Here is a 22,365-nt window from a genome sequence, read left to right as displayed (position 1 = left end):
TTGCGGGAATAAGGGGTGTAATATGTCAGAGTTAATAAGTTTCTTTCATCAGGATGCGATCAGTATTTATTCCGGCGCAAAGAGTTGGCAGCACGCGATAGATTTATCGATGGAAAATCTGTTGGAGAATAATTGGGTAACGGAAAATTATATTGCCTCCATCAAACAAACCACGCTGGACATCGGCCCCTATTATTTACTGGCTCCGCATATCGCCATGCCCCACGCACGGCCAGAGTGCGGGGCGCTGAAGACGGCGCTCAGCCTGACGCTGCTGCGCGAAGGCGTGAGCTTTGATGCCGATAGCCCGCCGGTAAATCTGCTGATCGGCCTGGCTGCCGCCGATGCGGATTCTCATATTGCCGCCATTCAGGCACTCAGTGAAATGTTGTGTGAAGATGATGTGGTTAATGAATTACTTCATGCAGAAAATATTGAGGCATTAATCAACATCATCCGGCGTTATTAATTTCACCCTCCCTCTTAAACAGGAATTAAATATGGCTAACAAATCAATGCGCGCCAGAGTGCAGGCTTTTGGCGGCTTTCTGACGGCAATGGTCATTCCGAATATTGGGGCTTTTATTGCCTGGGGTTTTATTACGGCGTTATTTATTCCGACGGGCTGGACGCCTAATCTTCACTTCGGCCAACTGGTTGGCCCGATGATCACCTATCTGTTGCCGTTAATGATTGGTTCCACCGGCGGACACCTGATCGGTGGTAAACGCGGGGCGGTCATGGGGGGCATTGGCACGATGGGTGTGATTGTTGGCGCCGATATTCCCATGTTTATCGGTGCAATGGTGATGGGGCCGCTCGGCGGTTATGTGATCAAAAAAGTAGATGAAGCGCTGGAGAAACGCATCCCTGCTGGTTTTGAAATGGTCATCAATAACTTTTCGCTGGGTATTCTCGGCATGCTGTTATGCCTGCTGGCCTATGAGGTGATTGGCCCGGCGGTGATGGCGGCCAATAACGTAGTGAAAGAGGGCATTGAAGCACTGGTCGCGACCGGCTATTTGCCGTTACTGTCAGTCATTAATGAACCCGCGAAAGTGCTGTTTCTGAATAATGCCATCGATCAGGGGGTCTACTACCCGCTGGGTATGCAGGACACCGCGCAGGCCGGAAAATCTATCTATTTCATGGTGGCCTCCAACCCTGGCCCCGGCCTCGGTATGCTGCTGGCCTTCTCGCTGTTTGGGAAAGGGCTGAGCAAAAAATCTGCGCCCGGCGCGATGATCATTCATTTTCTTGGCGGTATCCACGAGCTCTATTTTCCTTACGTCCTGATGAAACCGTTGATGATCATCGCGATGATTGCAGGCGGTATGACCGGCATCTATGTCTTCGAACTCTTTGGCGCCGGGCTGGTGGCTGGCCCAAGCCCTGGCTCAATCTTTGCCTATCTGGCCCTGACGCCGCGCGGTGGTTTTATCGGCACCTGCGCCGGTGTGCTGGCGGGCACCGTGGTCTCTTTTGTCGTCGCTACCGTGATTTTGAAACTTGATACTTCACCGGCGGAAGATAACTTCGCAGATTCCCAGACGGCGAACAAAAAACGTAAGGCCGAAGGCAAGTCTGGTACATCACCGTTGGCTGCCCGTATCAATCTGATCGCCTTTGTGTGTGATGCCGGAATGGGTTCCAGCGCCATGGGTGCGACGACGTTTCGCAAGAAGCTGGAGAAGGCGGGTTACGCGATTGAGGTGAAACACTACTCCATCGAAAACATCCCTGCCGATGCCGACATTATTGTCACCCATGCCAGCCTCGAAGGGCGCGCGCAGCGGGTCACGGAGAAACCGTTGATCCTGATTAAAAACTATCTTGGCGACCCGGCGCTCGACGCGCTGCTTATCGATATCACCTCACAGCCTCAGCAAGGAGCCCTCGCATGAAAACCAAAGTTGCGGCCATTTATGGCAAGAAAGACGTCAGGATCCGGGAATTCGAACTGCCGGAAATCGGCGATGACGAACTGCTGGTGAATGTGGTGTCAGACAGCGTTTGTCTCTCGACCTACAAAGCCGCTCTGCTCGGCAGTGAACACAAACGGGTACCGGAAGATATCGATGAGCATCCTGCCGTCACCGGGCATGAATGCGCCGGGGTGATCGTTGAGGTGGGGAAAAATCTCAATGGCCGTTTTGAGGCGGGGAAACGCTTCGTGCTGCAACCGGCGATGGGGCTGCCGAGCGGTTATTCCGCCGGTTATAGCTATGAAACCTTCGGCGGTAATGCCACCTATATGATCATCCCGAAACAGGCTATCGATCTGGGCTGCGTGTTGCCTTACGAGGGCCGCTATTTCGCGGCGGCGTCGCTGGCGGAACCGATGTGCTGCATTATTGGCGCGTACCACGCCAGTTATCACACCACTCAGTATGTGTATGAACATCAGATGGGCATCAAAGCCGGGGGCAATCTGGCGCTGCTGGCCTGTGCCGGACCGATGGGCATTGGTGCGATTGATTATGCGATTAACGGCGATGTGAAGCCTGCGCGCGTGGTGGTGGTCGATATTGATGAACAGCGTCTGGCGCGGGCCGAGCAGTTATTGCCAGTGGCCATGGCGGCGGAAAAAGGCGTTGAGCTGGTCTACATCAACAGCAAAACGTTGTCAGATCCCGCTTCTCATCTGCGGGAACTGACCGGCGGCCACGGATTCGATGACGTGTTTGTTTACGCTGCCGTCGCACAAGTGATCGAGCTGGGCGATGCCCTGCTGGCAGAAGACGGTTGTCTGAACTTCTTTGCCGGGCCGACCGATAAAAATTTCAGCGTTCCCTTTAATTTCTATCATGTTCACTACTCCTCGACGCACATTGTTGGCACCTCAGGCGGGTCGACCGGTGATATGGAGGAGGCGCTGGCACTGACGGCAGCGGGGCGTATTCAGCCTTCCTATATGATCACTCACATCGGCGGGCTGGATGCCGTGCCGGAAACCGTGCTCAATCTGCCTGATATTCCCGGCGGTAAAAAGCTTATCTATAACGGAATTTCCATGCCGTTGACGGCCATCGATGACTTTGCCGAACGGGGTAAAAGTGACCCGCTGTTTGCACGTTTGGCCGAACTGGTGGCGCCAACGCACGGCGTGTGGAATGCGCAGGCGGAGCAGGCTTTACTCAGCCACTTTGGTGTTTCCACCGGGCTGTAATATGATCGATTCATCTCATTACTGAATTGGCTAAGGGAAGGATGACTGTACTCACTGAAGATCAGGTGCTGGAGACGCTCTCCAGCCAGACGAATCTCAATGATTTTCTGGATGCCGCCAATGTCATTTTACTCAGCGGTATTAAACAGTTCCTCCCTCAGCTTTTTATTAATAATGACGAGGATATCCGTGAATTTGCTGTGAAACCTTTACTCGCTAAATCTGGCCCGCTGGACAATAATGATGTTTCCCTGAGGCTCATTTATGCCTTGGGGAAAATCAAAAAATCGGTTTATGCAGATATTTTGCTTTTTTCTCAGCTGGACGAGCACCTGAAAACGAGTTCAGAGATTGTGGAATTTCATGAAGAGACCGTTTATGAATTCATCCAGAATCTACGTTGTGTGACGGGTAATTTGTTGATGTTTCAGTCCATTGAGAAAATGAAATTTGCCGGTTTTGAGATATTCAATAATGCACGTTATGGCAATTTGGTGAGGACGGCGCTGTCGCTGGCGGTGACGGATTTACTCAAGGAACTCACCCATGAACGTAACGCTGACGATTAACGGACTTACTACGCAGGCTTGCTTCCCTCATAAAGATATCGACCAACTCCATCTGCCTCTTTTACAGCATTTCTCTGCCCTTCAACGCCAGCAAAACCGGCCTCTGATTGTCTTTCTGGTGGCACCTCCGGGCACAGGAAAATCCACGTTGTCCGCCTTCTGGCAAAAGCTCTCCTGCGAAATGCCAGAATTAGTCCCGCTTCAAACCTTACCCATGGACGGTTTTCATCACCGCAACGACTGGCTGGATGCCCACGGTTTGCGCCAGCGTAAAGGCACGCCGGAAACGTTTGATCTGGCCAAATTACGCGATGCGTTACTAGCATTACGCAAGCCCGGCAGCCGCTGGCCGGAGTACAGCCGTACGTTGCATGAGCCCGTCGAAGAGGCCATCAGCGTCACCGCGCCGGTGCTGATCGTTGAGGGTAACTGGTTGCTGCTCAATGAACCGGGCTGGGCGTCGCTCTCTGCCCTATGTGATGTGAGCATTTTTATTGAGGCGGACCCGGACATACTTCACAGGCGCCTGGTTGAGCGAAAAATCCGCGGTGGCCTGAGCCCGCAACAAGCGGAGGATTTCTATGCCATGACCGACGGGCCTAACGTCATGCGGGTGCTGGAGCATAGCCAGCTGGCGGATATCCGGTTGAAAATGGCCACGGACAATGGCTATCAAAAATCTGATTTATAGAAAATCACAATTTTTTGCCTGCAAAAGACACAAAACTACTCTACTTTTTCAGCAACTTTATCTGTTTCTGTTTTCTGTTAATTAAGGATTTTTGATGAAACGTCTGACGATGACTTTGCTGGCTTCGCTGGTGATGGCGCCCACCTTAGTGATGGCTGCCGACAGTGCCACTGCTGATTTCACGCCGGCCCAGCAGGCGGCTATTGGTAAAATCGCAGCAGATTACCTGCTTCAGCACCCGGAAATTCTTGTGCAGGTCAGCCAGAAATTGCAGGCGCAGCAGGCCGATCAGCAACAGCAACAAACCCTGAGTGCGGTGCTGGCCAACGCTGACAAACTCACCAGCGATCCGGCTACCCCAAGCTATGGCCCGAAAGACGCCAAAGTCGCGTTTGTCGAATTCTTCGATTATCAGTGCCTGTACTGCAGCCGCATGGCGCCCGTGGTCGAGAAAACGGTGAAAGCTAATCCAAATGTGCGTTTCGTCTTCAAAGAGTGGCCAATCTTCGGCGATCGCTGGAAACCATCAATTACCGCCGCTGAAACCGGTATGGCGGTGTGGAAAGAGAAGGGCGCACAGGCGTATTTCGATTATCACAACAGCATCTACCGCACCGGGCATGACGAAGGAAAACTGACCGAAGCGGATATCGCCGGTGCCGTGAAAGCCGCCAAAGCTACGCAGCCGACCGAAGCGCAGCGTAAAGCCACGCACGAAGCCATCGCCGCCAACGACGAACTGGCACGTACCCTCGGTTTTAGCGGCACTCCGGGCTTTGTCGTGATGCCAACCAGCGGCGCTACCGCTGAAAATACCACCGTACTGCCGGGCGCAGTGTCCGCCGACGATTTGCAGGCCGCCATCGTTAAGGCGCAAGGCGGGAAGTAATTCTTCAAAGAGTGTTCTAAATAGTGTTCTAAATAAAACGGCGGGCTGTCTGACTGCTCGCCGTTTGTGTTTCCTGTCCCCTGTAATTTTCTTTCAACATCTCCCCCGTAAACTCATTCCTGTGCAGATCTGACACGTCTGAATGCTTTTTAAGCTAAATACACAAGTCCGGCGAAAAATACTTTGTGATAAATATCACATTTTTATGATAAAGACTCGTTAACAAAAGGTGACTTAAGTCACGTTTTTAGCGCCGTGATGGCTGCATTTTCGCCACTGTAGCCGGGTTACAGGGTGTTTTTGTGATCGCGATCACTCTAATGCAGGGGGTAGTGGGCTCATAGGTGTGATCCGCATCACGGGATGCCGGGTGGGTACGCGGTGCCTATAATCACGTGGTAGAGTCCGCCTCGCAGACAGCAATTCGACGGACGGATTTTTAAAGCAGTGGCATATAAAACCGAATTAACCGTCACCGATAATTAACTGATATCACGCGCTCTATTGTCAGCGCGTATCAATAGGGGTGCGTTTTATGTTTTCACCAGACGTTAAGATCAAAGTTCAAAACTTTGGTCGCTTCCTGAGTAACATGGTAATGCCCAACATCGGCGCGTTTATCGCCTGGGGTATCATTACTGCTCTGTTCATTCCAACCGGCTGGGTTCCTAATGAAACATTAGCGAAACTCGTTGGCCCGATGATCACTTATCTCCTGCCACTGCTCATCGGTTTCACCGGTGGTCGTCTGGTCGGTGGTGATCGCGGTGGTGTGGTCGGTGCCATCACCGTAATGGGTGTGATCGTCGGTGCGGACATGCCGATGTTCCTCGGTGCGATGATTGGTGGCCCGCTGGGTGGCTGGTGTATCAAGCGCTTTGACCGTTGGGTTGACGGTAAAATCAAAAGCGGCTTTGAGATGCTGGTTAACAACTTCTCAGCCGGTATTATCGGTATGCTGCTGGCGATCCTCGCCTTCCTGGCAATCGGTCCGCTGGTAGAAGCGCTGTCTAAAGTGCTGGCTGCAGGCGTGCACATCATGGTTATTCATAACCTGTTGCCGCTGGCCTCAATCTTTGTTGAACCGGCGAAAATCCTGTTCCTGAACAACGCCATTAACCACGGTATCTTCTCTCCACTGGGCATCCAGCAGGCGACTGAAACCGGTAAGTCTATCTTCTTCCTGATCGAAGCGAACCCAGGTCCGGGTATGGGCGTCCTGATGGCGTACATGTTCTTCGGTCGTGGCAGTGCCAAACAATCTGCCGGCGGCGCGGCAATCATCCACTTCCTGGGTGGTATCCACGAAATTTATTTCCCATACGTTCTGATGAACCCACGTCTGCTGCTGGCCGTTATCCTCGGTGGTATGACAGGCGTGTTCACCCTGACTCTGCTGAACGGTGGTCTGGTGTCTCCGGCTTCACCAGGCTCCATCCTGGCAGTGCTGGCGATGACGCCAAAAGGTGCTTACTTCGCTAACATCGCGGCTATCGTGGCAGCATTTGCGGTATCCTTCGTGGTCTCTGCGCTGTTGCTGAAAACCACTAAAGCGAAAGAAGGCGACGATCTGGACGAAGCAACGCGTCGCATGCAGGACATGAAAGCCGAATCTAAAGGCGGCAAACCTTCTGCAACGGGCGTGGCGGGCGATCTGTCCACCGTACGTAAAATTATCGTAGCCTGTGACGCCGGTATGGGTTCCAGCGCAATGGGTGCCGGTGTTCTGCGTAAGAAAGTGCAGGATGCGGGGCTGACCAATATCAGCGTCACCAACAGCGCAATCAACAACTTGCCTGACGACGTGGATTTGGTGATTACCCACCGTGACCTGACTGAACGCGCCATGCGTCAGGTGCCACATGCGCAGCACATCTCGCTGACCAACTTCCTCGACAGCGGCCTGTACACTGACCTGACTTCACGTCTGGTTGAAGTGAACAAAGCCAGCCAGTACAAAGAGAAAGTGACCACCACGCTCGGCGACAGCATCGTGGCGGATACTGATAACGAAAACCTGTTCCGTATGAGCGAAAGCAACATCTTCCTCGGCCTGCAGGCGACCAGTAAAGAAGACGCGATCCGCTTTGCCGGTGAGCAACTGGTGAAAGGCGGTTATGTTCAGGCAGAATATGTCGAAGCGATGCTGGCCCGTGAGCAGCTGACCTCCACGTATCTGGGTGAATCCATCGCGGTGCCACACGGCACTATCGAAGCGAAAGACCGCGTACTGAAAACCGGTATTGTGTTCTGCCAGTATCCGGCGGGTATCCGCTGGGGTGACGACGAAGATGACTCAGCGCGTCTGGTTATCGGTATCGCCGCACGTAATAATGAGCACATCAACGTGATCACTAAACTGACCACGGCGCTTGATGAAGATGGTGTGATTGACCGACTGGCCAACACCACCAGCGTCGAAGAAGTCCTGAGTATTCTTCGCGGTTAAGACTTAAGCATCAAAAAAATAGAGCGTCACTCAGCGGGTCTTACGAGACCCGCTTGTTGATTCGGAGCCGGGCGGCTCCCCAGCTTTACCTAATGATGGCCCCCGATTTGAAGGAAATATTATGAAAGCATTACATTTTGGCGCAGGTAACATTGGCCGCGGTTTTATCGGTAAATTACTGGCTGATGCAGGGATTGAACTGACCTTTGCGGATGTCAGCCCTGTATTACTGGACGCGCTGAACAGCCGTAAAGGCTATGACGTGCATGTTGTGGGTGAACAGGCGACCGTTGAGCCGGTCAGCAACGTCAGCGCAGTGAACAGCGCAGGTCAGGACGCGATTAACCTGATCGCCGAAGTCGATTTAGTCACCACCGCCGTGGGCCCGACCGTACTGGAAAAAATTGCGCCAAACGTCGCGAAAGGTCTGGTTCTGCGTCACCAGCAGGGCAACGAAAATCCGCTGAATATCATCGCCTGTGAAAATATGGTGCGCGGCACCAGCCAGTTCAAACAGCACGTATTCAACGCGCTGCCGGAAGAAGAGAAAGTGTGGGTTGAAGCGCATATCGGTTTTGTCGATTCCGCCGTAGACCGCATTGTTCCGCCAGCCGCAGCCGGTACCACCGATCCGCTGGAAGTGACGGTGGAAACCTTCAGCGAGTGGATTGTCGATCAAACTCAGTTCAAAGGTACCTTGCCGGAAATCGCCGGGATGGAACTGACCGACAACCTGATGGCGTTCGTCGAGCGTAAACTCTTCACCCTGAACACCGGTCATGCTATCACCGCGTACCTTGGCCAGCAGGCCGGTCACGCGACGATCCGAGATGCTATTCTCGACGAGAAAGTGCGTCTGATCGTTCGCGGCGCGATGGTCGAAAGTGGCGAAGTGCTGATCCGTCGTTACGGTTTCGATTCGCAAAAACACGGCGCATACATCGAAAAAATTCTGTCCCGCTTTGAAAACCCGTATCTGCATGACGACGTGGAACGCGTTGGCCGTCAGCCGCTGCGCAAACTGAGCGCTGGCGACCGTCTGATCAAACCGTTGTTGGGTACGCAGGAATATCGCCTGCCGCACAATAATCTGGTTATCGGTATTGCTGCCGCGATGCGTTATCGCAGTGAGCAGGATCCACAGGCTAAAGAGCTGGCAGAGCTGCTGGAGAAAGTCGGCCCGAAAGCCGCCCTCGCGCAGATTTCAGGTCTGCCGGAAGAAGGCGAAGTCGTCGCTGAAGCCGTAAAAATCTACGAATCCATGCATTAATACTGCGTTCGTTTTGATTTCGCCAACACCAGGCAAAGAAAGCCCTGTCGGGCAGGCAGTGACTGCCCGACATGTGTGTTTCAGGGATGACGCCAAGGGCGTTAAAAGCATCGGTTCTTTATTGCAAGAAAGCCCAATGGAAAAAGCTCAGGCATTTGAAAACCGTGTCCTCGAGAAGCTCAATGCGGGTAAAACCGTGCGCAGCTTTTTGATGACGTCCGTCGAATTACTGGCCGAAGCGCTGGATATTCTGGTGGTGCAGGTTTTTCGCAAAGACGATTACGCGGTGAAATACGCGGTCGAACCGTTGCTGACCGGCACCGGTCCGCTGGGCGATCTGTCCGTGCGTCTTAAACTGATTTATGCGCTGGGTGTCATCAGCCGTCATGAATATGAAGATGCAGAATTATTGATGGCGCTGCGTGAAGAGCTGAACTACGACGGCGAAGAGTACCGTTTTACCGACGATGAAATTCTGGGGCCGTTCGGGGAATTGCACTGCGTGACGGAGTTACCGCCAGCGCCGACGTTCCTGAAACCCGGCGAAGCCGACGAATCGCTGATTGCCATGCAACGCCAGCGTTATCAGCAAATCGTCCGCTCTACCATGGTGCTTTCCGTGACCGGCCTTATCGCCCACATCAGCAATCAGCAGCCGTCACGTTTATCTCCCGTGCAGAAATAACCTGCTTACATCATCGCATGACGCACTTCCCCGACCAGCAGCCACAGCGCGGTGAGCGCCATCATGCCGCCCATGATTGTATTGAACAGTTTCAGCTTCCACTCAACGCGTAACGCCTGACGTAACCTGTCACCCATCACCACCCACACCAGAATGCACGGCAGGTTGATCAGCGCGAAGCCGACGCAAATCAGCAGCGTGTGATGCAGCATATTGCCGTCCGGCGGCGTAAACAGGATCGCCACGTTGGTGGCCATCAGCCAGGCTTTCGGGTTGATCGCCTGAAACAGCGCGCCGCCGACCATGTTCATCGGTTGCTGTTTCTCACCTTCTTTCGGCGTGCCGGAACGGTAGATTTTCCACGACAGCCAGAACAAATAGGCACAGCCGACGACCGCCATCGGCAGGCGTACGGCGTTCATCCAGCTCAGTAAAATCGCCAGCATTGAGGTCATCAGCGCACATTGCACGACGCAGCCGAGTGTTATCCCGAGCATCATCGGCACGCTGCGCCGCAGCCCGAAATTCACGCCCGAAGCCGCCAGCAGCAGATTGTTCGGGCCCGGCGTAATCGACATCACGGTGACGTAACTGACAAAAGCGGTATCTATCATTTTCTTTCCTGCTCCCCTGTATTCCAGATAACCAGAATAAAGTGTTGTATGGGAGGGTAACAGAACCAGAAATACGCTATTGTCAGGGTTACAGATTGAGATGACGCACACTGTACCCATCCCTTTTTCACGGAACTGACACCATGACTGATACCGCGGATCTGACTGATACTCGTTACAACCAGCTGGCGGAACAACTGGCCGAAGCCATCCGCCGTGGCACGCTCGCGCCGGGCAGTCGTTTGCCCTCAGTGCGACGCAGCGCGCAGACCTGGTCAGTCAGTATTAATACCGTGGTGGCGGCGTACCGGCGGCTGGAAGATCGCGGATTTATCGAGGCGCGGCCGCAATCCGGCTTTTACGTGCGAGCAGCTCTGCCTGCGCTTGAACAGCATCAGCCGCAGGAGCAGCAACACACGCAGGCGGCTGAACCGGCGGATGAAGTGCTGGATCTCATCGACAAAGTGTTCGCCGCGCAAATCGACCCGACCTACACCAATTTGTCGCTGGCCTGCCCGCAGTCCAATGACTTTTATCCGAGCGGGAAACTGGGGCGTATTATGTCGTCTCTGCTGCGCCGCCAGCCCAATCTGATTGGCCAATACGCCCTGCCACCGGGGCATCCGCCGCTGCGACAGCAGATCGCCCGCCGGGCGCTGACGCTTGGGATGATTTTAGAGCCGACTGACATCACCATTACGCACGGTTGTATGGAAGCGTTACAACTGGCGCTGCGCGTGACCACGCAGCCCGGCGACAGTGTGGGGCTGGAGACGCCGACCTATTTCTATCTGCTGCCGCTGCTCGCCAGTCTGGGGCTGAAAGCGGTGGAAATCCCGACCGATCCGCAAACCGGCCTTTCGCTGGACGTGCTGGAAATGCTGCTCAGCGAAAAACGTCTGAATGCGGTGATCGCCATGCCGACGGCGCAAAATCCGCTGGGCTTCACCATGCCGTTAGCCGCGAAAAAACGGCTGGCGCGGATGATGAACGATCATCAGGTGCCGCTGATTGAAGATGGCCTGTATGCGGAAATTCAGTTCGGCGCGACGCTGTCCCCGGCGGTGAAAGCGTTCGACAGAGATGGCTGGATCCTGTTTTGCACCAGTTTTACCAAAACGCTGGCGCCAGATTTTCGTATCGGCTGGATGGAAGGTGGGCGCTTTGCCGCGAAGCTGCACAAGCTGAAAGCGGTCTCATCGATGGCCGAATCTGCGCTGCTCTCGCAAACGCTGACGGTATTTCTGGAGTCAGGCGGCTATGACCATCATCTGCGTGCGCTTCGCCGCCGGTATGCCTCCCAGGTCGAACAGGCGCGTGCGCTGATCGCGCGGCATTTCCCGCAAGGAACCCGTGCCACACAACCGGCGGGCGGCTTCGTGATTTGGGTGGATTTCCCGGCGGGCGTCGATTGCGTGACGCTATTCCGCCAACTATTAGAGGATAAAATCTGCATGACGCCCGGTCAGCTTTATTCGCCGAGCGGCCGCTACACCAACGGCCTGCGGTTATCCTGCTGTTATGTCTTCGACACGCGGTATATTTCGGCCATGATCCGCATCGGTCAGCGCGCCTGTGAGATGTGCGGTTTACCTCCGGGGCTGGCAGAAACGCAGGAGTGAGCTGAAGAATTGCCCACTTCCTGATACACTGACGGTTATTATTCCCAATTTACAGTTTTGCCCGCTGCGGCATGAACGGATCTGACACCATGAAAGAAATCGAAAAAGCCGAGATTAAACGCCTCAGCGACATGCTTGATGCCCTGAATCACAAAGACCCTACGGTTATCCAGCAGGGTAATTCTGACCTGATCGCCAAGCACGAAGAAGAGAAAGAAAAGCTGGCCGCTGAAATTGCGCGTCTGAAAGATGTGCGGGTTAAAAAACTCAGCACCGAAGCGCAGAAGCTGGAGCAGCTGCCGTTCAGCCGTGAAATCACCAAGAAAGAACAGGCTGATATGGGCACGCTGAAGAAAACCGTACGCGGTATCGTCGTGGTTCACCCGATGACAGCGCTGGGCCGCGAAATGGGCCTGAAAGTGGTCACCGGTTTCGCTAAGAAAGCGTTCTGATTTTAATTCTCACCCCTGCGAAGGGGTGGGTTGGGGTATTAAGGGCATCTCTGTCTTTTACAATACCCCTCACTTGCTCCCCTTTTCGCAGAAGGAGGAGCAAGTTTATTTCCCTTCGGTCCCAAATAATCTCCGTCCAAAATCCTCAATCTTGCGGTTCACCAGACGCATTTGCATTGTCTTGCTCCAGCTGGCAGAAATCCCCGCAGCTGACATCAGACGGCGATACTGTTCTTCATCGAACGGCATGTTGAATGCGATAGAAATTGCCCCGGCCACCGAAACGTCGCTGTTGCGCGTCAGCAGTTCCAGAGAACGATCGCCGCTGACATTACCGGTGCTCACCACGCGATACAACCAGCCGCAGCGCCCGCTGCTTTGCAGTAACGGCGCCAGATTTTTGCAGTCGAGAAAATGGTTCAGCTTATAGCAGGGCGCACGTGGCTGCGTGACCTGAATCAGCGCCTCGCCCCAGCGGAAGATATCGCCGATAAAGACATTTTCTTCGGTCATGCCCAGCGTGGACAAGTTTTCGCCAAAGGCGGGCGGATGAAAGCGCTCTTCTTCTTCAGGGAATTGCTGACGCAGCCAGGCGTAGTGCTCACGTGGAAAATGGCAAAGTGCGCGGTCTGTCCCGCCGTGGTAAGACTTTTCGGCTTGCTGATCGCCTTCCAGCCCCAGAGGCGTTAATGGCATGCCGCCATTGACCTGACGTTTGGCAATCGCGCTTGGCGAATAATCAGGGTAATTCTCAACAGCACCAATATAGACGTCGGGATAATGCATAAGATCTCCGCTCGGAATCAGTCGTTGAACTCAGCATAACCCGCATCAGATGTCATGAGTAGGAAGAATCACCCTGCGCGCTGTGTGGGAGAAGCGCAGGGTGAAAAGAGGATCAGAAAGTTTCCCAGTTTTCCTGGCTGCCTTTGCCCTGTGCGGGTGGCAGCGTCGGGCGACGCAGCGTATTGGTCGCCGGTGCGTGCTGCATGTTGCGGTTGTCCGCCAGACGGAATACCGATACCGCCTGTGTCAGCGTGGCGGCCTGATCTTCCAGAGAGTCTGCGGCGGCAGAAGACTGCTCCACCAGCGCGGCGTTCTGCTGGGTGGTGCTGTCCATCTCGACAATCGCCTGCGAAATCTGACTGATGCCGCGGCTTTGCTCGTCAGACGCAGAAGCAATTTCACCCATAATATCGCGCACGTGCGAGACCGATTTGACGATGTCCTGCATGGTGCGACCGGTGTTTTCCACCAGTTTCGCGCCGGTATTTACGCGCTCTACCGATTCGGCAATCAGCCCTTCGATTTCTTTCGCAGCCTGCGCGCTGCGCTGTGCCAGCGTGCGGACTTCAGAGGCCACCACCGAGAAGCCACGCCCCTGTTCACCGGCGCGTGCCGCTTCAACGGCGGCATTCAGCGCCAGAATGTTGGTCTGGAAGGCGATGCCGTTGATGACAGAGGTAATTTCAGCAATACGCTTCGAACTGCCGGAAATTTGCTGCATGGTGTCGACAACGTCGCTGACTTGCTTACCGCCGAGCGTGGCAGTACCTGAGGCTTCACTGGCGAGTTTGCTGGCGTGATGCGCGTTATCGGCGTTCTGTTTCACCGTCGCGCTCAGTTCTTCCATGCTGGCTGCCGTTTCTTCCACTGCGGCGGCCTGCTGTTCGGTGCGCGATGACAAATCGGTGTTTCCGGCGGCGATTTCCGCAGCCGCGTGGGAGACCTGCGTTACCCCCGAGCGGATCTCGTAAATCATGGTGCTGAGGTTCTGGCTCATCGCCGCAACCGCATTCATCAGCATTCCCAGCTCATCGCGACGCGTCGTCGGATGTGCAGCGGTCAGATCGCCTTTGGCAATCAGCTCGGCGGTCTGCAAGGTGGCGCGCAGCGGCTGAGTAATCTGACGGGTGATCCGCCATGCGATCAAAATCCCGGCCAGCAGCACTGTCAGCGTTATCACCATCATCATTAACTGCGCGCGGCTGATATCGAGATGCGTATTTGCCAGCTCATTTTTGAAGATTTTGCCTACCAGCGTATTCATCTCACTGGCTTTGACCGACAGCAGCTGCGAGTTTCTCTGCTCTTCTTCATAGGCAGGCATATAGGCCACGACGTGGCTTTTATAATCTGCCAGTGCGCTCATCAGCGGTGCCAGCGTAGCCTGCTGATTCGGCAGCAACAGCGCGTTCAGTTTTTTGGCATTGGCCTGGGTATCGTCAATGGCCTTCAGCAATGTGGTTTCGGATTCTTTATCCATATTGAGTAACAGCCCGCGTACGTCGTAACGCACGCTGATCAGTTTCTGAATCACTTCGGCCAGAGAAAGGCGGATGGACGGATCGGCATCTTCCACGCGCAGCTGATCTTGTAAGCGTTTCACCACGGCTTCTGTTTCAGAAAGATTCCAGCTGGCGCGCACGGCGTCTTTTTTATCGACGGCCTTTTTAAACGCGTCCTGCGCCTGCTGATATTCCTGGATTTTCACCGGCACCTGATCGAGATTGGCCAGGCTGGTGGCATCCCATTCCAGCTTGCCTTTTGACTGAGCGACCAGCTGCGACAGGGCGTTGATCTTTTCCTGATTCTGCTGGAGATAGGTAGGGTCGTACTTAAGCTGATAGAGCGTGCGGCTCAGACGGGCATCATTAAGTAACGCATTCATCTGATTACTGAAATCGACTTTCTCAGCGCGCTGGCTGATGTCATTCAGTTTGACCATGCCCGCCACGGTGATCACGGCGGCGATCAATAAAACCAACCCAAATCCGAGGCCCAATTTGGTGCCGACCTTGAGATTATTCATCCACTGCGAAAGACCCGTGCCGTTACCCATAATCGTTCTCCGTAGTACATCCCTGCGAAAATTAGCGGTTTTGTGACGCCTTTGTGAACAATCTATCGGTGGAGTAAAAATAAACTTTATAGGGGCTGCGGTGTATTTTTGATAAATGAGAGCAAAGTCAGAAAAAAGCGGGGTACAAAAAAATGATTCACTTGATTATGGTGATCAGGGTAACGTTTTCAGCATATTACACGCATAAAAAAGGCGGGTCACAGACCCGCCATTGGCGAAAACATCGTGCCCGTTACGGGCGGCAGTGCGAAATTATTTCGCTTCAGCCAGACGTTTTGCTGCTTCGTCCCAGTTCACTACATCCCAGAATGCTTTGATGTAGTCAGGGCGTTTGTTCTGATATTTCAGGTAGTAAGCGTGTTCCCACACATCCAGACCCAACAGCGGGTAACCGGAAGCGCCAGAAACGGCTTCGCCCATCAGCGGGCTGTCCTGGTTAGCAGTTGAAACGACAGCCAGTTTGCCATCTTTCAGAACCAGCCACGCCCAGCCTGAGCCGAAACGAGTGGTTGCTGCTTTTTCGAAAGTTTCTTTGAACGCCTCAACGCTGCCGAAATCGCGTTCGATAGCGGATTTCAGTTCACCCTGTAAGGTGGTGCCGGTTTTCAGGCCTTTCCAGAACAGGCTGTGGTTAGCGTGGCCACCTGCGTTGTTACGCAGTGCGACTTTCTTATCCGCAGGGACTTTGTCCAGGTTAGCGATCAGCTCTTCAACAGAAAGTTTCGCCAGTTCTGGCAGGCTTTCCAGTGCAGCGTTAGCGTTGTTCACGTACGCCTGGTGATGTTTAGAGTGATGGATTTCCATCGTTTCTTTGTCGAAATGCGGTTCGAGTGCGTCGTATGCGTAAGGCAGTGATGGCAGTGAATAACTCATGTTCATCGTCTCCATAGTGTAGGGCGGCACCGTCATTGTGAGCACCGCGTAATCAGTCGGATCATTATAGTTAATTAAATGATATTGAAAATGATTATCTATGCTCCGCACTTTGTGCGGGTACTTGTAAGCCCCTGTTATACGGGGCTTAGAACCAGATAACAGCAGCGAATCCGAAATTGTCTAAAGGCACGGGGTGCTTAGAGGGTTTACCTCAACAGTTCTTGAGGAAATAGCGATAGCTGAAGTCATCTAAGGGTTCTCTTTCCGGATTTCTGTGCTGGAACAGTTGCGCTTCACGCTTACGGCGTGCGGTTCTGATACCCAGATTTAGTCCGTACAACTCAAGAGTAACATGTGCTCTGTGACAGTTTTCCGCACTGGCGAGTGGGGAAACTTCTATTTCACCCGTCAGATAATTCGCCACGAAATAATCATCAAAATGATATTCAAGATCGTCAGGGTTAAGCAGTGCGGGATCGTACCGGCTGCCTTTCTGGCTCTGACAGCGGTCGCAGCAGGGATAAAGATTCGCCCAGTGAAATGCCAGTTCAGGAAAGGCGTGGCGTTCTTTTGGTTTGAAGTGTTCGATAGTCTGGCGGCTTTCAGCACACGTTAGTCCGTCACAGAATGCACAATGCTGAAGGCTGGATTCGAATAATTTTTGACGGACGTTTTCGTAGCATTTGGGTGAATACCACTTAAAACCCTTGTCACCGGAGCAGTAGCGATCTGTCCACTCTTCCCAGCGCAAAGCGAGACATGCCGGGGAGGCATCCCTAATAAATGTGTACATGCAAAAAATCCTTATTTTGCTTTGGTCAGCCGTGCAATTTGGCGCATTTCCATCAAAATGATGGCGTCGACTTCTTCACTTATTTCACTCAGTTTTTCCGCACAGACTTTCAGTGCGCGGATGTCCTGAGGATCCTTTAGATAGGCATTCCGCAATTGATAAAAATGTTCCAGCTGTTTTTCAGTTTCGATATCAAACTGTTCTTTCACTTCGAAAACTTCTTCCAGAATCACCTGATAGCTCTTTCCGCCCGCTGATTCAGTCGCCTCGATGACCTCAGCAATATGCGGATCCCGACACACCAGACGCTGTGGATCCGGCAACCGGTAAACCCAGGCATCTTCGACTGAGCCAACAACAAACGGCGAATGCGTGGAAACAAACACCTGCGCATTGGGCAATAATTTTTGAATCGCCGGAAGAATGCGGCGCTGCCATTTAGGGTGCAGATGAATATCGACTTCATCGAGGAATAAGATGATCGGTTGCGAGAAGATATCGCGGCTTTCTTTCCACTGAATGGCTTCAAGACGCAGCGCGAGATCAGATATCCAGCCAATAATGGATTTCAGGCCGTCGGGTAAAACGTTGAAGGGGACAATTTCACCATCAATGATCAGCGATACCGAACGTGGATTGCGCTCTAAACGGAATGAAACATCCAGATCGCAGACAGATTTGATAAAGGCAGATATACGCTCAAGCGCAAGATCATATCTTTTGATTTCTTCAAGAGCGCCATCTTGCAGGGCTAAAGCCGCATTTGAGCGATTTAGGGCAATCCACTGAGCAATCGTTTTGGGGCGAACCGTCGAGTTAAAAGAGAGGGCTTTATCGAAAGGAGAATCTGCGATTTCTTCAATAACAGAGACGTCGAATGTTTCAGAAGAATTAGACTGTCCAGAATAAGCAAAAGCAGCAAAATCAAAATCACGAAACCTATAAGACTTATTTTTATTTTGATAGTCAGTAAGCGAGCCGGGCACCGATGCACTTGCCATAACAGGCCGATTCTTTTCATATTGAGACATAGTTGCAAATGAATTAAAGCGGCCTTCTGTATTTTGAAAAGTAAACCGCATAAAACTACGGTTATTCTTAAAGCGAGTTTTTAGTTGCGGAAAATGATCCATCCGCTCATCAAACACCGCGGCCAGCGCATACAGAAGTGTACTTTTCCCGCAGCCGTTCGGGCCGGTGAAGATATGAATTTCCGCCTTTTCCGCGTCGGCTTTCTCGCTTTTTATCGGTGGGAAATCAAAGCGCGTATTCTCGAATACGCCCACATCCTTGAGAGTTATGCTTTCCAGACGGTACGGCTGCCGCATTTGATTTCCTTATAATTATTTTCAGAGAAAACTGTTCAAATTCTGTTCTGAGTTTACCTCAGCCGCTGCGGATGCGTATACACCGTGGCGCGGCCGGGTTTACTGAAACCGACCAGCGTCAGGTTGCACTTTTCGGCGACGTCGACGGCGAGCGTCGTGGCTGCAGAAACGGCGAACAGGATCTCGATGCCGCACATCGCGGCTTTCTGCACCATCTCATAACTTGCGCGGCTGGAGACCAGCGCGGCGCCGGAATTCCAGCCGGGCTGGCGGGCGCGATTTCCCAGCATTTTATCGAGTGCGACGTGGCGTCCGACGTCTTCACAGCCGCCGAGTAATTCCCCTTCCAGGGAGATCCACGCTGCGGCGTGGGTGCAGCCGGTCAGTTGTCCGATGGTTTGTACGGATTTCAGCTGATTCAACGCGGTGTCCAGATGCCGCAGATCGAACGTCTGGGTGAACGTCAGTGGGGCGAGCGGGCGGAAGAGGTCACCGAGCTGCTCGATGCCGCAGACCCCGCAACCGGTGCGTCCGGCCATCGCGCGGCGACGCTCTTTTAGCCCGGCGAAGCGGCGGCTCGAAAGCTCAATATTCACTTCGATACCGTTACAGTTGGGCGTCACGTCCATTCCCTGAATATCACTGATGGATTCGATAATCCCTTCTGACAGCGAAAAGCCCAGCGCGAAGGCTTCCAGATCTTTCGGCGAGGCCATCATCACCACGTGCGAAATCCCGTTATAGACCAGCGCAACGGGCACTTCTTCAGCAATCCAGTCGTCTTCAGGCTCACCAAGATGTGTGCGCTGCATCACCGGTTTTTGGCGCGCTCCGATGATCTGAGTCACTTTTTTATCATCTTTTTTGCCCAGTTCGTTTACTTGATGGACATCCATTGGCAATAACCTTATAAACATTCCGGCTACATAAGCCGTACAAACTGTCAGGACTTTAGGTCTTAATTTTACCGCTTCTGCCTCTGCAACGGAAAGCGGCAATTTAAAAGCAATGTGTTAACAAATGATGGGAAGGAGTCTTTCATGCAAGTCAGCAGAAGACAATTATTCAAAATATGTGCAGGCGGTATGGCCGGCACCACAGCGGCTTTATTAGGGTTTACCCCGACACTGGCGCTGGCCGAAACGCGTCAGTACAAACTGCTGCGTTCGCGCGAAACCCGTAATAACTGCACCTATTGTTCGGTCGGTTGCGGAATGCTGATTTACAGCCAGGGCGACGGCGCAAAAAATGTCACTGAGAACATTTTCCACGTCGAGGGTGACGCCGATCATCCGGTCAGTCGCGGCTCGTTGTGCCCGAAAGGCGCTGGCGTGCTGGATTACATTCACAGCGAAGGGCGTCTGAAATACCCGGAATATCGCGCGCCGGGCTCTGATAAATGGCAGCGCATGAGCTGGGACGAGGCGATTTCCCGTATCGCCCGCCTGATGAAAGATGACCGCGACGCCAACTTTGTCGAGAAAAACGACAACAACGTGACGGTCAATCGCTGGCTGACCACCGGGATGCTGTGCTCTTCTGCGGCCAGTAACGAAACCGGCCTGCTGGATCAGAAATTCACCCGCGCACTCGGGATGGTTGCTATCGACTGCCAGGCGCGTCTGTGTCACGGCCCGACCGTCGCCGCTTTAGCGCCAAGCTTTGGTCGCGGTGCGATGACCAATAACTGGGTGGATATCAAAAACGCCAACGTGATTTTGATCATGGGCGGAAATGCTGCTGAAGCGCACCCGGTCGGATTCAAATGGGTGATTGAAGCCAAAACGAAAAATAACGCCAAAGTCATCGTCGTCGATCCGCGCTTTAACCGCAGTGCCGCCGTAGCCGATATTTACGCGCCCATCCGCGCCGGTTCTGACACCGCTTTCCTGCTCGGCATGATCAACTACCTGATTACGCATAATAAAATCCAGACCGAGTACGTCAGGGAATACACCAATGCCAGCCTGCTGGTGCGGGAAGATTATGCGTTTAACGACGGGCTGTTCAGCGGCTTTGACGCCGGGAAGAAAGCTTACAATAAAGACAGCTGGCACTATCAGCTGGATGAAAACGGCTTCGCGAAGCAGGACAAAACCTTGCAGGATCCGCGCTGCGTCTGGCATTTGCTGAAAGAGCACGTCTCCCGTTACACGCCGGAGCTGGTAGAGCGCCTGTGCGGCACCTCGAAAGAAGATTTTCTGCTGATAAGCTCGATCCTGGCGGAAACCTGTGCGCGCGATAAAACCTCGACCATCCTGTATGCGCTGGGCTGGACGCACCACACCGGCGGTGCGCAAATCATCCGCTGTGCGGCGATGATCCAGTTGCTGCTTGGCAATATCGGGATGCCGGGCGGTGGCGTCAATGCGCTGCGTGGCCACTCGAATATTCAGGGATATACCGATCTCGGTTTGCTCTCGCTGAACCTGCCTGGCTATATGCCGCTGCCATCGGAAAAACAGACCAACCTGACGGATTACCTGAAACAAATCACGCCGGGGCCGCTGGTCGAAAATCAGGTCAACTTCTGGAAAAACACCCCGAATTTCTTCGTCAGCATGATGAAAAGCTTCTGGGGCGACAACGCCACGGCGCAGAACGACTGGGGCTTTGACTGGCTGCCAAAATGGGATAAAAGCTACGACGTGCTGCAACAGGCCGAGCTGATGACCCAAGGCAAACTGAACGGTTATATCGTGCAGGGCTTCAACCCGCTGGCGGCGTTCCCGGACAAAAATAAATCCTCGCGTGCGCTCTCAAAACTGAAATACATGGTGGTGATCGACCCGCTGGTGACCGAGTCCTCGAACTTCTGGCAAAACCACGGCGCGATGAACGACGTCAGCACCGCCGATATTCAGACCGAAGTGTTCCGTCTGCCGTCATCCTGTTTTGCAGAAGAAAACGGCTCGATTGTGAACTCAGGCCGCTGGCTGCAATGGCACTTCCAGGCCTCTGAGCCGCCGGGTGAGGCGCTGCATGACGGCAAAATCATCGCCCGCCTGTTCATGAAACTGCGCGAGCTGTATCAGAAAGAAGGCGGCGCGAACCCGCTGCCGGTGATGAATATGGCGTGGGATTATCAGGATCCGCTAGACCCGCTGCCGGAAGAAATTGCCCGTGAAGCTAACGGCAAAGCACTGGCTGATATTCATGACGATCAGGGCAATCTGCTGGCGAAAAAAGGTCAGCAACTCTCGACCTTTGCCCATCTGAAAAACGACGGGACCACCGCCAGTTTCTGCTGGATTTATGCCGGCAGCTGGACCGAAGCCGGTAATCAGATGGCACGCCGCGATAACGCCGATCCCTCCGGTCTGGGCTGTACGTCCGGCTGGGCGTGGGCATGGCCGCTGAACCGCCGCATTCTGTATAACCGCGCATCCGTTGACCCGCAGGGGCAGCCGTGGGATCCCAAACGCGAAATCATCCGCTGGGATGGCGCGAAGTGGACCGGTTTTGACGTCCCGGATTACAGCAACGCTGCGCCGGGAACCGGTGTCGGGCCGTTCATCATGCAGCAGGAAGGCGTCGGACGCTTGTTCTCTACGGACAAAATGGCCGACGGTCCGTTCCCTGAGCATTACGAACCGATCGAATCGCCGATTGGCACCAATCCGCTGCATCCGAATGTTATCTCCAACCCGGTCGCGCGTATTTTCGCCAGCGATGTGCCGAATATGGGCACGGCAAAAGATTTCCCTTACGTCGCCACCACGTATTCGATCACCGAATTGTTCCGCCACTGGACCAAGCACGCGCTGCTGAACGCCATCGCGCAGCCTGAGCAGTTTATTGAGATTGGCGAAGGTCTGGCTGCTTCAAAAGGTATCGCGCAGGGTGACGACGTGAAAGTGTCGTCCAAGCGAGGTTTCATCGTGGCGAAAGCCGTGGTGACCAAACGTATTCGTCCGCTGACCATCGACGGAAAACATGTCGAAACCATTGGCATTCCTTGTCACTGGGGCTTTGAAGGCGCAACGCGCAAAGGCTATTTGGCCAATACGCTGACGCCGTCGGTCGGTGACGCTAACTCGCAAACGCCGGAATTTAAGGCGTTCCTGGTTAACGTGGAAAAGGTCTAACGGAGGC

The 22,365-nt window shown here is 53.6% G+C and carries 19 protein-coding genes; 12 read left to right on the top strand and 7 right to left on the bottom strand.

The window, feature by feature from the left end:
• Window positions 1-22 precede the first annotated feature (22 nt).
• From cmtB to TU92_RS06105, 9 genes are all read left to right on the top strand, one after another.
• The gene (cmtB, locus tag TU92_RS06145) at window positions 23-469 is read left to right on the top strand and encodes a PTS mannitol transporter subunit IIA (RefSeq protein WP_112165329.1); all 447 of its coding nucleotides are present in this window, start codon (window positions 23-25) and stop codon (window positions 467-469) included.
• Window positions 470-500: 31 nt separating this feature from the next.
• Window positions 501-1,904, top strand: a complete 1,404-nt coding sequence (locus TU92_RS06140) for a PTS mannitol transporter subunit IIBC (RefSeq protein WP_112165327.1) — start codon at window positions 501-503, stop codon at window positions 1,902-1,904.
• Window positions 1,901-3,169 (top strand): zinc-binding dehydrogenase, encoded by a 1,269-nt coding sequence (locus TU92_RS06135; protein ID WP_112165326.1) that lies wholly within the window; start codon window positions 1,901-1,903, stop codon window positions 3,167-3,169. Before TU92_RS06140 ends, TU92_RS06135 begins: the two co-directional genes overlap by 4 nt.
• A 41-nt stretch (window positions 3,170-3,210) precedes the next feature.
• Window positions 3,211-3,738 carry an MltR family transcriptional regulator gene (locus tag TU92_RS06130; RefSeq protein ID WP_112165324.1) on the top strand — a complete coding sequence of 176 codons (528 nt, stop codon included), beginning with the start codon at window positions 3,211-3,213 and terminating at the stop codon, window positions 3,736-3,738.
• Window positions 3,716-4,429 carry a nucleoside/nucleotide kinase family protein gene (locus TU92_RS06125; RefSeq protein WP_112165322.1) on the top strand — a complete coding sequence of 238 codons (714 nt, stop codon included), beginning with the start codon at window positions 3,716-3,718 and terminating at the stop codon, window positions 4,427-4,429. The genes TU92_RS06130 and TU92_RS06125 overlap by 23 nt, the downstream gene beginning before the upstream one ends.
• A 94-nt stretch (window positions 4,430-4,523) precedes the next feature.
• The gene (locus tag TU92_RS06120; RefSeq protein WP_112165320.1) at window positions 4,524-5,318 is read left to right on the top strand and encodes a DsbA family protein; all 795 of its coding nucleotides are present in this window, start codon (window positions 4,524-4,526) and stop codon (window positions 5,316-5,318) included.
• 535 nt (window positions 5,319-5,853) lie between these two features.
• Window positions 5,854-7,767 carry a PTS mannitol transporter subunit IICBA gene (locus tag TU92_RS06115; RefSeq protein ID WP_112165317.1) on the top strand — a complete coding sequence of 638 codons (1,914 nt, stop codon included), beginning with the start codon at window positions 5,854-5,856 and terminating at the stop codon, window positions 7,765-7,767.
• Window positions 7,768-7,888: 121 nt separating this feature from the next.
• Window positions 7,889-9,037, top strand: coding sequence for a mannitol-1-phosphate 5-dehydrogenase (locus tag TU92_RS06110; RefSeq protein ID WP_112165315.1), 1,149 nt, complete (start codon window positions 7,889-7,891; stop codon window positions 9,035-9,037).
• Between the two features lie 136 nt (window positions 9,038-9,173).
• Window positions 9,174-9,722: an MltR family transcriptional regulator gene (locus TU92_RS06105; protein WP_056775860.1), complete on the top strand. Its 549-nt coding sequence runs from the start codon at window positions 9,174-9,176 to the stop codon at window positions 9,720-9,722.
• Window positions 9,723-9,727: 5 nt separating this feature from the next.
• On the opposite strand, the gene TU92_RS06100 is transcribed toward TU92_RS06105, so the two are convergent.
• Window positions 9,728-10,336 carry a LysE family translocator gene (locus TU92_RS06100; RefSeq protein ID WP_112165313.1) on the bottom strand — a complete coding sequence of 203 codons (609 nt, stop codon included), beginning with the start codon at window positions 10,334-10,336 and terminating at the stop codon, window positions 9,728-9,730.
• Between the two features lie 143 nt (window positions 10,337-10,479).
• On the opposite strand from TU92_RS06100, the gene TU92_RS06095 reads away from it, so the two are divergent.
• Entirely contained in the window at window positions 10,480-11,958 is a 1,479-nt protein-coding gene (locus tag TU92_RS06095; RefSeq protein ID WP_112165311.1) for an aminotransferase-like domain-containing protein, read from the top strand.
• A gap of 89 nt (window positions 11,959-12,047) precedes the next feature.
• On the top strand, window positions 12,048-12,410 hold the full coding sequence (locus TU92_RS06090) for a YibL family ribosome-associated protein (protein WP_112165309.1): 363 nt from the start codon (window positions 12,048-12,050) through the stop codon (window positions 12,408-12,410).
• A 105-nt stretch (window positions 12,411-12,515) separates the two neighbouring features.
• Here the strand turns inward: TU92_RS06090 and yiiM are convergent, their stop codons facing one another.
• The 6 genes from yiiM to fdhD form a co-directional block, all read right to left on the bottom strand.
• Window positions 12,516-13,196 carry a 6-hydroxyaminopurine reductase gene (gene yiiM, locus TU92_RS06085; RefSeq protein WP_112165307.1) on the bottom strand — a complete coding sequence of 227 codons (681 nt, stop codon included), beginning with the start codon at window positions 13,194-13,196 and terminating at the stop codon, window positions 12,516-12,518.
• A gap of 112 nt (window positions 13,197-13,308) precedes the next feature.
• Window positions 13,309-15,252: a methyl-accepting chemotaxis protein gene (locus tag TU92_RS06080; RefSeq protein ID WP_112165305.1), complete on the bottom strand. Its 1,944-nt coding sequence runs from the start codon at window positions 15,250-15,252 to the stop codon at window positions 13,309-13,311.
• 273 nt (window positions 15,253-15,525) lie between these two features.
• Window positions 15,526-16,146, bottom strand: coding sequence for a superoxide dismutase [Mn] (sodA, locus tag TU92_RS06075; protein ID WP_112165303.1), 621 nt, complete (start codon window positions 16,144-16,146; stop codon window positions 15,526-15,528).
• Between the two features lie 214 nt (window positions 16,147-16,360).
• Window positions 16,361-16,942, bottom strand: a complete 582-nt coding sequence (locus tag TU92_RS22230) for an HNH endonuclease family protein (protein ID WP_136627580.1) — start codon at window positions 16,940-16,942, stop codon at window positions 16,361-16,363.
• A gap of 11 nt (window positions 16,943-16,953) precedes the next feature.
• Window positions 16,954-18,270, bottom strand: a complete 1,317-nt coding sequence (locus TU92_RS06065) for an AAA family ATPase (protein WP_112165292.1) — start codon at window positions 18,268-18,270, stop codon at window positions 16,954-16,956.
• A 53-nt stretch (window positions 18,271-18,323) separates the two neighbouring features.
• Window positions 18,324-19,166 carry a formate dehydrogenase accessory sulfurtransferase FdhD gene (gene fdhD / locus TU92_RS06060; RefSeq protein WP_112165290.1) on the bottom strand — a complete coding sequence of 281 codons (843 nt, stop codon included), beginning with the start codon at window positions 19,164-19,166 and terminating at the stop codon, window positions 18,324-18,326.
• A gap of 144 nt (window positions 19,167-19,310) precedes the next feature.
• Between fdhD and fdnG the strand changes: the two genes are divergently transcribed.
• Window positions 19,311-22,358, top strand: coding sequence for a formate dehydrogenase-N subunit alpha (gene fdnG / locus TU92_RS06055; protein ID WP_112165288.1), 3,048 nt, complete (start codon window positions 19,311-19,313; stop codon window positions 22,356-22,358).
• The last annotated feature ends 7 nt before the right edge of the window (window positions 22,359-22,365 follow it).

It is taken from the genome of Rahnella inusitata, assembly GCF_003263515.1.
Taxonomy (GTDB): Bacteria; Pseudomonadota; Gammaproteobacteria; order Enterobacterales; family Enterobacteriaceae; genus Rahnella; species Rahnella inusitata.
Note: the sequence above shows the minus strand (reverse complement) of the source record. Positions and strands in the feature narration are given on the sequence as shown.

What these genes read in the sequence shown, in the direction of transcription:
- cmtB (WP_112165329.1), top strand. Translation starts at nt 23, where the DNA reads ATGTCAGAGTTAATAAGTTTCTTTCATCAGGATGCGATCAGTATTTAT.
- TU92_RS06140 (WP_112165327.1), top strand. Translation starts at nt 501, where the DNA reads ATGGCTAACAAATCAATGCGCGCCAGAGTGCAGGCTTTTGGCGGCTTT.
- TU92_RS06135 (WP_112165326.1), top strand. Translation starts at nt 1,901, where the DNA reads ATGAAAACCAAAGTTGCGGCCATTTATGGCAAGAAAGACGTCAGGATC.
- TU92_RS06130 (WP_112165324.1), top strand. Translation starts at nt 3,211, where the DNA reads ATGACTGTACTCACTGAAGATCAGGTGCTGGAGACGCTCTCCAGCCAG.
- TU92_RS06125 (WP_112165322.1), top strand. Translation starts at nt 3,716, where the DNA reads ATGAACGTAACGCTGACGATTAACGGACTTACTACGCAGGCTTGCTTC.
- TU92_RS06120 (WP_112165320.1), top strand. Translation starts at nt 4,524, where the DNA reads ATGAAACGTCTGACGATGACTTTGCTGGCTTCGCTGGTGATGGCGCCC.
- TU92_RS06115 (WP_112165317.1), top strand. Translation starts at nt 5,854, where the DNA reads ATGTTTTCACCAGACGTTAAGATCAAAGTTCAAAACTTTGGTCGCTTC.
- TU92_RS06110 (WP_112165315.1), top strand. Translation starts at nt 7,889, where the DNA reads ATGAAAGCATTACATTTTGGCGCAGGTAACATTGGCCGCGGTTTTATC.
- TU92_RS06105 (WP_056775860.1), top strand. Translation starts at nt 9,174, where the DNA reads ATGGAAAAAGCTCAGGCATTTGAAAACCGTGTCCTCGAGAAGCTCAAT.
- TU92_RS06100 (WP_112165313.1), bottom strand. Translation starts at nt 10,336, where the DNA reads ATGATAGATACCGCTTTTGTCAGTTACGTCACCGTGATGTCGATTACG.
- TU92_RS06095 (WP_112165311.1), top strand. Translation starts at nt 10,480, where the DNA reads ATGACTGATACCGCGGATCTGACTGATACTCGTTACAACCAGCTGGCG.
- TU92_RS06090 (WP_112165309.1), top strand. Translation starts at nt 12,048, where the DNA reads ATGAAAGAAATCGAAAAAGCCGAGATTAAACGCCTCAGCGACATGCTT.
- yiiM (WP_112165307.1), bottom strand. Translation starts at nt 13,196, where the DNA reads ATGCATTATCCCGACGTCTATATTGGTGCTGTTGAGAATTACCCTGAT.
- TU92_RS06080 (WP_112165305.1), bottom strand. Translation starts at nt 15,252, where the DNA reads ATGGGTAACGGCACGGGTCTTTCGCAGTGGATGAATAATCTCAAGGTC.
- sodA (WP_112165303.1), bottom strand. Translation starts at nt 16,146, where the DNA reads ATGAGTTATTCACTGCCATCACTGCCTTACGCATACGACGCACTCGAA.
- TU92_RS22230 (WP_136627580.1), bottom strand. Translation starts at nt 16,942, where the DNA reads ATGTACACATTTATTAGGGATGCCTCCCCGGCATGTCTCGCTTTGCGC.
- TU92_RS06065 (WP_112165292.1), bottom strand. Translation starts at nt 18,270, where the DNA reads ATGCGGCAGCCGTACCGTCTGGAAAGCATAACTCTCAAGGATGTGGGC.
- fdhD (WP_112165290.1), bottom strand. Translation starts at nt 19,166, where the DNA reads ATGGATGTCCATCAAGTAAACGAACTGGGCAAAAAAGATGATAAAAAA.
- fdnG (WP_112165288.1), top strand. Translation starts at nt 19,311, where the DNA reads ATGCAAGTCAGCAGAAGACAATTATTCAAAATATGTGCAGGCGGTATG.